Below are 12,249 nucleotides of genomic sequence, written 5' to 3'. Positions count from 1 at the left end.
TCGATTCCACGTACCGCCAGGTAGGCAGATAGTTTTCTGGAGTACCAGACCTCTAGGGAAAGGGTGATCCGTTGAGCCGCTCGGTTCTCGTCACCGGAGGAAACCGGGGCATCGGCCTCGCCATCGCCCGAGCGTTCGCCGACGCGGGAGACAAGGTCGCCGTCACCTACCGCTCGGGCGAGCCACCCGAGGGGTTCTTCGCCGTCAAGTGCGACATCACCGACGGTGAGCAGGTCGAGCAGGCGTTCAAGGATATCGAGGCCCAGCAGGGCGCGGTCGAGGTGCTGGTGGCCAACGCCGGCGTCACGCGCGACCAGCTGCTGCTGCGGATGTCCGACGACGACTTCACGTCGGTCCTGGACACCAACCTGACCGGCACCTTCCGCGTGGTCAAGGCCGCGGTGAGGAAGATGCTGCGCGCCCGCAAGGGCCGCGTCGTGCTGATCTCCTCCGTGGTGGGCCTGACGGGCCAGGCGGGACAGGCGAACTACGCCGCGTCCAAGGCCGGTCTGGTCGGTTTCGCGCGCTCGCTGGCCCGTGAGCTCGGCTCCCGCAACATCACGGTCAACGTGGTCGCCCCCGGCTTCGTCGACACCGACATGACCCGGGTGCTCACCGACGAGCAGCGCCAGAACATCGTCGGCCAGGTCCCGCTGGCCCGTTACGCGCAGCCCGAGGAGATCGCCGCCTCGGTCCGCTTCCTCGCCTCCGAGGAAGCCGCATACATCACCGGAGCCGTCATTCCCGTCGACGGCGGATTGGGCATGGGTCACTGAGCACATGAGTGGAATCCTCGCTGGAAAGCGCGTTCTCATCACCGGCGTGCTGATGGAGTCCTCCATCGCCTTCCACACCGCGAAGCTCGCCCAGGAGCAGGGTGCCGAGATCATCCTCACGGCGTTCCCGCGGCCCACGCTGACCGAGCGCATCGCCAGGAAGCTGCCGAAGCCGGTCAAGGTCATCGAGCTCGACGTCACCAACGACGAGCATCTGGCCTCCCTCGCCGACGTCGTAGGCGAGGAGCTGGGCGGCCTCGACGGCGTCGTGCACTCCATCGGCTTCGCGCCGCAGGACGCGCTCGGCGGCAACTTCCTCAACACGCCCTTCGAGTCGGTCGCCACCGCGATGCACGTCTCCGCGTACTCGCTGAAGTCGCTCACCATGGCCTGCCTGCCGCTGATGCAGGAGGGCGGCTCGGTGGTCGGCCTCACCTTCGACGCGCAGTTCGCCTGGCCCCAGTACGACTGGATGGGCCCGGCCAAGGCGGCGCTGGAGGCCACGTCCCGTTACATGGCCCGGGACCTCGGCAAGCAGAACATCCGCTGCAACCTGATCTCGGCCGGACCGATCGGCTCCATGGCCGCCAAGTCCATCCCGGGCTTCAGCGACCTGGCCGACGTCTGGAACCACCGCTCCCCGCTCGAGTGGGACCTCGCCGACCCCGAGCCGGCCGGCCGCGGTGTCGTCGCGCTGCTGAGCGACTGGTTCCCGAAGACGACGGGCGAGATCATCCACGTCGACGGCGGTCTGCACGCGGTGGGCGCCTGATCGCACGGCCGTCACGGCCCCTTGGCGTACGGCCCCGGCGCCGCCTTCGGGCGGCGCCGGGGCCGTACGCGCGTTCGGGGCCTTGTCCCCCGTTCGGCCCAGCAGACCGGGTGGCCTGGGCCCGCGGGCCGGGAGGATGGCTGTGCGGGGGAGAGCCGGGGGTCAGCGGAGGGAGGCCGTGCATCGTGCGTGCCTGTGTGCGTGCCTACGTGCGTGCCTACGTGTGTGCCGCGGCGGCGGTCGCGGCGTGCGCCGCGGGCGTCGGCCCGGCGGTCGCGGCGGGGGCCGCCGCACGGCTGCCGGACGTCGCGGAGTGCCGGACCTCGGTGCAGGGCAGCGAGGGCGTCGCCGTGTGCTTCAACCCCGACCCCGACCTGGACCGGGTCCAGCTGCACATCGAGTGCCTCCAGTGGTGGGACCCGGACGTCGACGGAGTCCTCGTCCCGGTCGGACCCGCCGAGAGCGTCACCCTCAGCGACCGCTGCTGGGAGGAGATCCAGGAGATCTGGGTCACCGGGACGCTGGGCTGAACCGGCAGCTGAAGGCGTGCGCCGACGCTTCGGCGGAGGCCGCCTCCGGATCGCCGGCCCGGATCGCCTCGACCAGCCGGGCGTGGTCCACGTACTGCTCGGGGCGCAGCTCCTCGCCGACGTCCGCGCGCAGGAACGCGCGCAGCACCTCGCCGAGGTCGGCGTAGAGCTCGACGACGACCTCGTTGTGCGAGGCCGCCACGACGGACAGGTGAAGCGCCGCGTCGGCGTCGACGAAGGCCTCGGCGTGGCCCGACTCCCAGGCGCGTTCCCGCCGTGCCAGGGCCGCGTCCAGCTGCCTCAGGTCGCGATCCGTGCGGCGCCGCGCGGCGAGCGCGGCGGCGGACGCCTCCAGGGCGCTGCGCAGCTCGGCGACGTGCTGCGGGTCGGAGCCGGCGAAGCGGCGGTGCATGACCCCGGCCAGCTCGCTGGTGGCCAGCACATAGGTGCCGGAGCCCTGCCGGATGTCGAGCAGTCCGTTGTGCGCGAGCGCCCGGACCGCCTCGCGGACGGTGTTGCGGGCCACCCCCAGCTGCTCGACCAACTGGGTCTCGGTGGGGATCCGCGACCCCACCGGCCACTCACCGGAGGTGATCTGGGCGCGCAGCTGCGCGATCACCTGGTCGGCCAGGGCGGAGCGCCGGGGCGAGGTCAGGGGCATGGGCTCTCCTCAACATTCATCCCATCATTCTATGATGGTCGGCATGCGTGACGACGAAGCGACGCTCGACCCTGCCACGGAACGGGCCACCATGCCCGCACACCTCCCCACCGCCGCGCAAGGCGTACGGCGCACGCGGATCCTGGTGGCCGTCGCATTGGTGCTCGCCGCACTCAATCTGCGGCCCGCGATCACCAGCCTCGGCGCGCTCCTGGAGGAGGTCCGCGACGGCCTCGGCATGAGCGGCGCCGTCGCGGGCCTGCTCACCTCCGTCCCCGCGCTGTGCTTCGCCGTGTTCGGGGTGACCGCGCCCCGGCTGGCCCGCCGCCGCGGCCCGGGTGCCGTGGTCTGCGCGGGCCTGGTCGCGATCACCCTGGGGCTCCTCCTCCGCCCGTTCACCGGCGGCACGGTGCCCTTCCTCGCCGCCAGCGCCCTCGCGCTGGGCGGCATAGCCGTCGGCAACGTCCTGATGCCCGTCGTCGTCAAGCGCTGGTTCCCGGACCGCGTGGGCACCATGACCGGTCTCTACTCGATGGCCCTGTCCCTGGGCACCGCCCTCGCCGCCGCGGCGACCGTCCCGGCGACCCGCGCCTTCGGCGGCGACTGGCGGCTCGGCCTCGCGGCCTGGGGCGTGCTCGCCGCCGTCGCCGTACTGCCCTGGCTCGCCCTCGTCCGCGACCGGGGCCCGGCCCCCGCCGCCTCCCGGCAGGCCGCGGCCCCGGAGCGGGCGCAGGCCCGCAGCATCGCCCGCAGCCGCACCGCCTGGGCGCTCGCCGTCTACTTCGGGCTCCAGGCCACGGGTGCGTACATCACCATGGGGTGGCTCCCGCAGATCTTCCGCGACGCCGGGGTCTCCGCCTCCACCGCGGGTGTGCTGCTCGCCGTCACCATGGTGATGGGCGTGCCGCTCTCCTTCGTGCTGCCCGCGCTCGCCGGCCGGATGCGGCACCAGGGCGGACTCGCCGTCGGCCTCGGCCTGTTCGGGATAGCCGGCTACGGCGGACTGTGGGCGGCCCCGGCCGCCGCGCCCTGGGTGTGGGCCCTGCTGCTGGGCATCTCCAACTGCTCGTTCCCCCTCGCGCTCACCATGATCGGGATGCGCTCGCGCACCGGCGGCGGGGTCGTGCGGCTGTCCGCCTTCGCGCAGTGCACCGGCTACCTGCTCTCCATCCCCGGTCCGATCCTCGTCGGCACCCTCTACCAGCACACCGGCGGCTGGGACCTGCCGGTGGCCTTCATGCTGGCCCTGCTGGTGCCGCAGATCGCCGCGGGTGTGGTCGCCGGCCGCGACCGCGCCGTGGAGGACGAGCTCTGACAACCCGCGTGCGCGGGCGGCGCCGGCGGATGCGAGACTGGGCGGCATGCCCGTGCTCGAGCCCGACCCCCCGCAGCCGCAGAAGAAGCTCCTGATCGTCTTCGGCCTGATGATGGCCGTCCCAGCCTTCGTCGCGGTGATCGCCGTCATCGGCGCCAAGTTCGGCTGACCCGCCACCCCCGAGACCCGGGGTAGGGACAACCCCACCTCCCCTAGGGGGCCAGGGTCAGGGTCAAGTGGGTGGGCCACCCGATGGGACCGGCGGCCGCGTTTCCGTAGCGTCGTGGTGCAAGGCGGGACGACGTCCCGGCACCCCGGCCGACCCACGGAGGCGCCCCGTGTCCACGCAGGCTGTTCCCTCGCGTACCCCGCGAACCCGCGCCGCTCGCCCGGCGGTCGGGGGCGGCACGCAGACGCGCCTGCCGTGGTGGGCGCTCGCCCTGCCCGCCCTCGCCTTCGCGGCGCTGCTCGCCCTGGTCGTGGGCCCGGGGGCCACGGAGGCCTCGGCCGCGGAGCCCGTCGGACAGCTCCTGCACGCGGTCGGCGAAGGGCTCCCGGGGCTCCTGCAGCACCTGCTGTGACCCTTCCGCGGCGAACCGTGATCCGTCCCGCAGCCCGCGCCTGGCGGCCGGATTTCTGGAAAGCTGAGGGTCATGAGCGCAGCTGCATCGCCCCGCCGGATCGTCCTGCTCCGGCACGCCAAAGCCGACTGGCCCGACGTCCCCGACCACGAGCGACCGCTGGCGGAACGGGGACGCAAGGAGGCCCCCGTCGCCGGCCTCAGGCTCGCCGAACTGGGGATCCCGTTCGAACTCACCCTCTGCTCCTCGGCCACGCGCACCCGCGAGACGTGGAAGCTGGCCGCCCACGAACTCCCGCACCGCCCCCGCACCGTCTACGAGGAGCGTCTCTACGACGCCACCCTCGGTGATCTGATCGCCCTGCTCAACGAGACCCCCGAGGACGTCGACGACGTGCTGCTGGTGGGGCACAACCCGGCCATCCACGCGCTCGCGGACGCCCTCGCGGGGGAGAGCGACGGGGACGCCCGCGCGCGGATGAACCGCACGGGCTTCCCGACGGCGGCCATCGCGGTGATCGCCTTCTCCGGTCCCTGGAAGACGGTCGAGCACGGCGTCGGCCGCCTCGTCGACTTCTGGTCCCCGCACGACTGAGCCGCCCCCGGACGCGGCCCGGTGAGCCGCGGGACGGTACGGCGAAGGCCCCGGAGCGCCTGCTGCCGGGGCCCTCGCCGTACCCGTGGAGCCATGCCGGTCAGGCGGTGGCGCCGTCCCGGGCGTCGGCCGCCTCGACCTCCTCGCGGGTGATGCCCAGCAGGTAGAGCACGGTGTCCAGGAACGGCACGTTGACCGCGGCGTCCGCGGCCCGCCGCACCACCGGCTTGGCGTTGAAGGCGACCCCGAGGCCCGCCGCGTTGAGCATGTCCAGATCGTTGGCGCCGTCGCCGATGGCGACGGTCTGGCTCAGCGGCACCCTGGCCTCCGCCGCGAAGCGCCGCAGCAGCCGGGCCTTGCCCGCCCGGTCCACGATCTCGCCGGTCACCCGGCCGGTGAGCTTGCCGTCCACGATCTCCAGGGTGTTGGCGGCCGCGAAGTCCAGTCCCAGCCGCTCCTTGAGGTCGTCGGTGACCTGCGTGAAGCCCCCGGAGACCACGCCCACCTGGTACCCCATCCGCTTGAGCGTGCGGATCAGCGTGCGCGCCCCGGCCGTCAGCCGCACCTCCTGGCGGACCTTGTCGATCACGGACTCGTCCAGTCCCTCGAGCAGGGCGACCCGCGCGTGCAGGGACTGCTCGAAGTCCAGCTCGCCGCGCATCGCCGCGGCCGTCACCTCGGCGACCTGGTCCTCACAGCCCGCGTGCGCCGCGAAGAGCTCGATCACCTCGTCCTGGATGACGGTGGAGTCCACGTCCATGACCACCAGCCGCTGCGCCCTGCGGTGCAGGCCCGCCGACACCACGGCCACGTCGACCCCGCGTTCGTGGGCCTCCAGCGCCAGCGCCGGGCGCAGCCGGTCGGTGGCGACGCCGGAGACGGCGAACTCCACCGCGGTCACCGGGTACTTCGCGAGCCGGAAGATGCGGTCGATGTTGCCGCCCGCGCCGGTGATCCTGGCCGCTATGGCGGCCGTGGACTCCGCCGTCAGCGGATGCCCCAGCACCGTCACATGGGAGCGGCCCTCGCCACGCGGCCGGTTGTCTCCGATACCGGAGATGATCTCGGCCTGCAGGCGCATCGACTCCGCCCACGCGTGCACCGTCGCGCGCAGCTCGCCCTCCTCCGAACGGCCCGCGGGGGCCGGCACCAGGGCGCACAGCACGATGCGCCCCCGGGTGACGACCTGCTCGATGTCGATGACGTTCACCTGGAAGCGGGCCAGCGTCTCGAAGAGCCCGGCGGTGATTCCCGGCCGGTCCTTACCGAAGATCTTGACCAGCAGCGTCGGCACATTGGCGGCGGTGGCAGCGGTCGCCTGCGATGCGTCGTTCATGGTGTCTCCACCGTATCGGGCACCGTGCCCGGGACGGACATGTGTTCCGCCTGGCGGACACCGCCGGTGGTCAGCGGCTGCCGCCGGGCGCGCCGGGCGGCGGAGGGCCCTCGCGCGGCGGGCCGGGCGGCCCGGGGGGAGGGCCGGGCGGCGGGGGCAGCGGCGCCCCGGTGACGGTCCGCGCGGAATGCGGCGCCTGACCCCGCGGTGGCGGGCCGTGGGGCGCCTGACCCTGCGGCGCGGGGCCCTGCGGGGGCTGCCGGTAGGGGTTGGGCCCGGTGTCCGGAGGGCCGTAGCCGGGGCTCGGGACGTACGGGCCGGGCTGGTACGCGATGCCCGGATAGGTGCGCGAGCTGCTCTCCCCGGCCGCCGCCTCGGCCGCACGGCGCAGCGCGTACGGCGACACCCGGCGTCCGGCGGTGCCCGTCGCCAGCGCCAGCAGCGCCCCCGCGCCACCCGCCGGCGCCCCCCAGACCGCGCCGAGCAGGAACGCCAGGGGAAGGCTGCCGTGCAGCGCGATGCCGGCGCCCACCGCGTCGAAGCCGAAGACGGAGACACCCGCGTCCACCGAGACACCGGTCACCCACACCAGCAGCGGGAAGGCGACCGCCGTGACCAGTCCGAGCCGTATCGCGCAGCGCCCCGCGTACCCGGCCCGCGTCGTCCCCCACCGCGGGGTGCGGGCCGCCGCCAGCGCGCCCGCGGCCAGCATCATCAGCGCCGCGGCGACGGTCAGCAGCCACACCCGCTGGTCGTACTCGGCCAGCCGGGCGGGCGTCACCGGCTCCTCGGCGCTGGTCGACAGCAGCCGGTCCAGCGGATCCGGCAGCACCTTCGCCAACTCCCCGGTGGCCGTGCCCCGCCAGGACACGAACAGCCCGAGCGGCACCGCCAGCCACACCCCGTTGGGCGCCCCCAGCAGGGCCGCCCCGGCGATCCGGCCCGGCTCGTCACCCGTCACCGCCGCGTACCCGGCGGCGGCGCAGCCCGCGGCGACCGCCAGCAGCAGCACCCGGCGCAGCGCCGACGCGGCGGGCCGGACGACCCGGTGCAGCCCCTCCAGGGCGGGGGGCAGCGGCGTACGGCGCGAGCTGAGCAGCGCCAGCAGGAGGACGACCAGCACCCACAGCAGACCGCCCAGCAGGCTGCGGCCGGTGGCGACGTGGAAGCTCACCGAGGCCTTGGCATCGATCAGGTCCTGCAGCCCGTCCCCGAGCCCGCCGCCGAGGTCACCGATGCCCGGCAACCCGTCCGTCAGGCCGCCGCCCTTGTCCCCGCCCAGCGCGGCCCCGTCGAGGGCGATGGTGTCCTCCCCGGCCCACGCCAGCGCACCCAGCAGCGTCACGAACAGCACCACCACCGCCCCGGCCCGCGCGGCCAGTTCGCCCCCGGGGACGGTCAGCCCCGCCCCGCGCAGCGACCGCAGGAACACCCAGGCCAGCAGCAGGGCACCGATCAGGCCGACACCCAGCGGCATGAGCTCAAGCCGGCCCGCGCCGCCCGCGCCGCCCAGACCGAACACCGCCACGTCACCGGAGGGGACGACCTTGCCGCCCACCGCCATGGCGACCACGGCCGCCGTCATCGGCCCCAGCGAGCCCGCGGTGTCCGCGCCGAGCAGGTGCAGCCCCAGCGCCGCGGCCCCCACCATCCCCAGGTACGCCCAGCTCACCGCGGCGACCGCGGAGAGCAGCACACCGCCCCAAGGGACCGGTCGCCCAGGGCGCGCGGGCGCGTTCGAAGGTGTGGAGGTGTACGCGGTCATGCCCGCCCCCGAGGTCTCGCGTCCGTACCGCCTGCGCTGCATGGTGCCCCGATCCGTCATGATCCGCACGGTTCATGGGCGGTTACCACTCTCCGGTGGTGTTTCGGCGCCGTCAACGGCTTCTCGGAAGAGGGTTCACATCACCGCCGCGGCACGGCTTCCTGACGGGTGCGCGTGCCTGGAAGAGTTCCGCCCGATGTTCGCAATCCCTAGACTCCCCCCATGGGGAACTCGGGGGACAACTTTGTGGGGCTTGGGGTGCCTGGACTCGTACTCGAACTGAACGGACGGACCTGGGCGCTCGACCCGGCCAGGTCGTACAGCCTCGGCCGCGATCCGCAGTCGGACGTCGTCCTCGACGACGCGCGGGTCTCCTGGCGGCACGCCACCATCCGCCGTGGCGAACGCGGTTGGGTCGTCGAGGACCTCGGCAGCACCAACGGGACCTACGTTCAGGGCCAGCGCGTCCACGCCTACGACGTCGCCGCGGGCGCCACCGTCAACCTGGGCAACGCCACCGACGGCCCGCGCCTGAGCTTCAGCGGCGGCGCCGCGGCCGGCGGTGACCTCTACAGCGCCGAGACCGCGCTGGCGAACCCGCAGCAGGGCCGCCGGTCCGGGCCCGCCGCGCCGGTGACGCCCGACTCCGGCGGCCCGCCGCGGCAGGGCGGCTGGGGGAACGGCTCGCCCGCCGCCCACGTGCCGCAGCCCTCGCCGGCCTCCCGTCCGGACCAGCGCAAACCCCAGGCCCGCATCCCGTCGCCGCAGGGGCCGTCGGGCGGCGCCGGCGCGCCGCCCGTGTACGGCGACCGCAGCCCGACGACCTTCCACCACCTGGTGCTCGGCCGCGTCATGAAGATCGGCCGTGCCCTGGAGAACGAGCTGGTCGTCTCCGACCTGCAGGTCTCCCGCTTCCACGCGGAGTTCAGGGCGCACCCCGACGGCCGCTACGAGATCGTCGACCTCGGCAGCCACAACGGCACGTACGTCAACGGCCAGCCGATACAGCGTCATCTGCTGGGTCCCGACGACATCGTGGGCGTCGGCCACTCGACCTTCCGGCTCGTCGGCGACCAGCTCGAGGAGTTCGTCGACACCGGCGAGATCTCCTTCTCCGCCCGCCGGCTCACCGTCCGCGTGCCGCAGGGCAGCACCACCAAGACCATCCTCAACGACGTCTCCTTCGGCGTCCCCGAGAAGTCGCTGGTCGCCGTCATCGGCCCGTCCGGCTCCGGCAAGTCGACGCTGCTGCGCGCCCTGACCGGCTACCGCCCCGCCGAAGAGGGCGAGGTGCTGTACGACAGCCGCAACCTCTACAAGCAGTTCGCCGAGTTGCGGCAGCGCATCGGCCTCGTCCCGCAGGACGACATCCTGCACAAGGAGCTGACGATCCGCAGAGCCCTGCGCTACGCGGCCAAGCTCCGCTTCCCCGGCGACACGAAGGCCGCCGAGCGCGAGGCCCGCATCGACGAGGTGCTGCGCGAACTCAAGCTGGACGTCCACGCCGACAAGCGCGTGACCTCGCTCTCCGGCGGCCAGCGCAAGCGGGTCTCCGTCGCCCTGGAACTGCTCACCAAGCCCTCGCTGATCTTCCTGGACGAGCCCACCTCCGGTCTCGACCCGGGCATGGACCGCGACGTCATGAAGCTGCTGCGCGGCCTCGCCGACGACGGCCGCACCGTGCTCGTCGTGACCCATTCGGTGGCCGAACTCGCCCTGTGCGACAAGCTGCTGGTGATGGCGCCGGGCGGCGCCGTGGCCTACTTCGGCCCGCCGGAGGAGGCGCTGAACTTCTTCGGCTACGAAACCTGGGCCGACGTCTTCTCCGCCTTCGAGAACTACCGCGACTACGACTGGTCCGGCCGCTGGCACGGCTCCCAGCACTACCAGATCTACGCCGCGGACCTGGACGCGGTCGCCCCGCAGTCCGTAGGCGCGGCCCCGCAGCGGGCCAAGCCGCCCAAGCCGCAGAGCTGGCCGGCGCAGTTCGTCACCCTCGTCCGCCGCTATCTGTCGGTGATCGCCTCCGACCGCGGCTTCATGGCCCTGATGGTGATCCTCCCGGCCGTCCTCGGCCTGGTGAGCGTGGTCATCCCGGCGAAGTTCGGACTGGCGCCACCCGACGAGGCGGGCAAGTTCAACACCGACGCCGGCACCATCATGCTGATCATCGCGGTCGGCGCCTGCTTCTCGGGCGCCGCCAACTCGGTGCGCGAGCTGATCAAGGAACGCGTGATCTACGAACGGGAACGCGCCACGGGCCTGTCCCGCTCCGCGTACCTGCTCTCCAAGGTCTTCGTGCTGGGCCTGATCAGCGCCCTGCAGGGCGTCATCATCTGTGCCATCGGGCTGTCGGTGCGCAAGCTCCCCGAGGAGGGCCTGATCGTCAAGGGCTTCCCGGCCGCGGAGATCACCCTGGTGGTCATCGCGCTGGGCTTCACCTCGATGATGTTCGGCCTGGTCATCTCCTCACTGGTGAAGACCGCCGAGAAGACCATGCCCCTGCTGGTGATGTTCGCGATCGTCCAGGTCGTCTTCACCGGTGTCCTGTTCCAGATCTTCGGCACCGTCGGTCTGGAGCAGGTGGCCTGGCTGATGCCGTCCCGCTGGGCCGTCGGCGCCGCCGGCGCCACCCTGGACCTCGGGCACATCATGCCGCCGTGGGACCCGGCCACGCCCGACAACCTCGACCCGCTGTGGGAGCACTCGGCGAGCCAGTGGGGCTTCGACATGGCGATACTGCTCGGCATCGCCCTCGTCTGCGGCATCCTCGTGCTGCGCCTGCTGCGCCGCCACGAGCCGGAGGTCATGCGCAAGTAGCGGCCGCTCGTACGACGACGGAAGGCGGCGGCTCCCCGGGGTGGGGAGCCGCCGCCTTCCGTATGGCGTGCGCCCTGCGTGCGCCGGCTCAGTACCAGTGGTTGGCCTGCCAGAACGACCAGGCGCCGCAGGGGCTGCCGTAGCGCCCGTTCATGTAGTCCAGACCCCACTTGATCTGCGTGGCCGGATTGGTGCGCCAGTCGGCGCCCGCGGAGGCCATCTTGGCGCCCGGCAGCGCCTGGACCAGGCCGTAGGCGCCGGAGGAGGGGTTGACCGCGTAGGGGTTCCAGGTGCTCTCGTGCATCACGATGTTGGAGAAGCACTGGAACTGCGCCGCGTCACCGATGATCTGCTGCGCCATCTGCTGCGGGGTGCCGGACGGTGCGGCGGGCGCCTGCGGGGCGGCCGCGCGCGGCGCGGAACGCGAGTTCTCCTGACGCTGCTGCGGGACGAGGGCCTTGCGCTCATGGCTGCGGTTCGCCGCCTGCCGCTCCTGCCGGCGCGCCTCGTCCGCGGCCTTGCGCGCCCGCTCCTGCGCCTGGCGCTTGCGCACCACGGCCTGGTGGGCGACATGGGCGGCGTGCTGCTTCGCCAGCACCTTGCGGTGCGCGACGTGGGCGGCGTGCGAGGCGTGCTGCTCGGCCGCTACGGACCGCGCCCGCTCCGCGGCCGGCTCCGCCGCCTTGCCGGAGGCCTGCGCCGTCCCGCCGGTCCCGGTCACACCGGTGATGGCCAGGACGCCCACGCCGGCCGCGGCGATGCCGGCGGCGGAGTACTTGTGGGCCTTGGTCAGACGGTCGAACTTCGGGATCGTCGGGAGCTGCATGGGGGAGTGACCTCTTCCATTCGGCTGCGTTCCACTCCCGCCCTCGGGCAGGGAGAAGCGCCGCATGTCCAACACGGCGCGGAGCGACCCGAGCATTGTTAGCCCCGGCAAATTCCCCCGCCAAACCCACCCGTTACTACCCGAAGTCGTAGTCGCCGGACCGGCCGGGTACGGCGCACGCCGTACCTTCGGTCCATCCGGCAGCCCGTGCACTACTACGCGTCCTCGTACGTGATGTACGTCCTGTGCGCCGCCTCACAGGTGCGTCGCGCA

The 12,249-nt window shown here is 73.0% G+C and carries 12 protein-coding genes; 8 read left to right on the top strand and 4 right to left on the bottom strand.

Translation table 11 applies throughout. From position 1 onward, the window contains the following. Positions 1 to 71 precede the first annotated feature (71 nt). From fabG to B085_RS0121165, 3 genes are all read left to right on the top strand, one after another. Positions 72 to 776, top strand: a complete 705-nt coding sequence (gene fabG / locus B085_RS0121175) for a 3-oxoacyl-[acyl-carrier-protein] reductase (protein WP_018560586.1) — start codon at positions 72 to 74, stop codon at positions 774 to 776. Between the two features lie 4 nt (positions 777 to 780). Next, a complete protein-coding gene (gene fabI, locus B085_RS0121170) occupies positions 781 to 1,548 on the top strand; it encodes an enoyl-ACP reductase FabI (protein WP_026251288.1) in 768 nt (255 codons plus the stop codon). Between the two features lie 185 nt (positions 1,549 to 1,733). Further along, entirely contained in the window at positions 1,734 to 2,078 is a 345-nt protein-coding gene (locus B085_RS0121165) for a hypothetical protein (RefSeq protein ID WP_234018632.1), read from the top strand. Here B085_RS0121165 and B085_RS0121160 read toward each other — a convergent pair. Then, entirely contained in the window at positions 2,059 to 2,739 is a 681-nt protein-coding gene (locus B085_RS0121160; RefSeq protein ID WP_018560583.1) for a FadR/GntR family transcriptional regulator, read from the bottom strand. The two genes, B085_RS0121165 and B085_RS0121160, sit on opposite strands and share 20 nt — an antisense overlap. 43 nt (positions 2,740 to 2,782) lie before the next feature. Here B085_RS0121160 and B085_RS0121155 point away from each other — a divergent pair, with 43 nt between their 5' ends. The 4 genes from B085_RS0121155 (at position 2,783) to B085_RS0121140 (ending at position 5,229) form a co-directional block, all read left to right on the top strand. Next, a complete protein-coding gene (locus tag B085_RS0121155; RefSeq protein ID WP_106435000.1) occupies positions 2,783 to 4,054 on the top strand; it encodes a CynX/NimT family MFS transporter in 1,272 nt (423 codons plus the stop codon). A 46-nt stretch (positions 4,055 to 4,100) separates the two neighbouring features. Continuing rightward, on the top strand, positions 4,101 to 4,223 hold the full coding sequence (locus tag B085_RS51490; protein WP_018560581.1) for an SGM_5486 family transporter-associated protein: 123 nt from the start codon (positions 4,101 to 4,103) through the stop codon (positions 4,221 to 4,223). A 169-nt stretch (positions 4,224 to 4,392) separates the two neighbouring features. After that, entirely contained in the window at positions 4,393 to 4,635 is a 243-nt protein-coding gene (locus B085_RS0121145) for a hypothetical protein (RefSeq protein ID WP_018560580.1), read from the top strand. 72 nt (positions 4,636 to 4,707) lie between these two features. Next, positions 4,708 to 5,229: a SixA phosphatase family protein gene (locus B085_RS0121140; RefSeq protein WP_018560579.1), complete on the top strand. Its 522-nt coding sequence runs from the start codon at positions 4,708 to 4,710 to the stop codon at positions 5,227 to 5,229. 100 nt (positions 5,230 to 5,329) lie between these two features. On the opposite strand, the gene serB is transcribed toward B085_RS0121140, so the two are convergent. Further along, positions 5,330 to 6,565 carry a phosphoserine phosphatase SerB gene (gene serB, locus B085_RS0121135; protein ID WP_018560578.1) on the bottom strand — a complete coding sequence of 412 codons (1,236 nt, stop codon included), beginning with the start codon at positions 6,563 to 6,565 and terminating at the stop codon, positions 5,330 to 5,332. Positions 6,566 to 6,635: 70 nt separating this feature from the next. After that, positions 6,636 to 8,330, bottom strand: a complete 1,695-nt coding sequence (locus B085_RS50110; protein ID WP_063741057.1) for a streptophobe family protein — start codon at positions 8,328 to 8,330, stop codon at positions 6,636 to 6,638. 258 nt (positions 8,331 to 8,588) lie between these two features. Between B085_RS50110 and B085_RS0121125 the strand changes: the two genes are divergently transcribed. After that, positions 8,589 to 11,150, top strand: a complete 2,562-nt coding sequence (locus tag B085_RS0121125; protein ID WP_018560576.1) for an FHA domain-containing protein — start codon at positions 8,589 to 8,591, stop codon at positions 11,148 to 11,150. An 88-nt stretch (positions 11,151 to 11,238) separates the two neighbouring features. Here B085_RS0121125 and B085_RS0121120 read toward each other — a convergent pair whose 3' ends face one another. After that, positions 11,239 to 11,976, bottom strand: coding sequence for a transglycosylase SLT domain-containing protein (locus tag B085_RS0121120; protein ID WP_018560575.1), 738 nt, complete (start codon positions 11,974 to 11,976; stop codon positions 11,239 to 11,241). Positions 11,977 to 12,249: the final 273 nt, after the last annotated feature.

The organism is Streptomyces sp. BoleA5 (assembly GCF_000373665.1).
In the GTDB taxonomy this organism is placed as follows: Bacteria; Actinomycetota; Actinomycetes; order Streptomycetales; family Streptomycetaceae; genus Actinacidiphila.
The sequence above is the reverse complement of the archived record's forward strand: the minus strand, read 5'-3'. Positions and strand labels throughout refer to the sequence as shown.

Coding starts and splice junctions, on each gene's coding strand:
- B085_RS51490 (WP_018560581.1), top strand. CDS start 4,101: ATGCCCGTGCTCGAGCCCGACCCCCCGCAGCCGCAGAAGAAGCTCCTG.
- B085_RS50110 (WP_063741057.1), bottom strand. CDS start 8,330: ATGACCGCGTACACCTCCACACCTTCGAACGCGCCCGCGCGCCCTGGG.
- B085_RS0121155 (WP_106435000.1), top strand. CDS start 2,783: ATGCGTGACGACGAAGCGACGCTCGACCCTGCCACGGAACGGGCCACC.
- B085_RS0121160 (WP_018560583.1), bottom strand. CDS start 2,739: ATGCCCCTGACCTCGCCCCGGCGCTCCGCCCTGGCCGACCAGGTGATC.
- B085_RS0121120 (WP_018560575.1), bottom strand. CDS start 11,976: ATGCAGCTCCCGACGATCCCGAAGTTCGACCGTCTGACCAAGGCCCAC.
- serB (WP_018560578.1), bottom strand. CDS start 6,565: ATGAACGACGCATCGCAGGCGACCGCTGCCACCGCCGCCAATGTGCCG.
- B085_RS0121140 (WP_018560579.1), top strand. CDS start 4,708: ATGAGCGCAGCTGCATCGCCCCGCCGGATCGTCCTGCTCCGGCACGCC.
- fabI (WP_026251288.1), top strand. CDS start 781: ATGAGTGGAATCCTCGCTGGAAAGCGCGTTCTCATCACCGGCGTGCTG.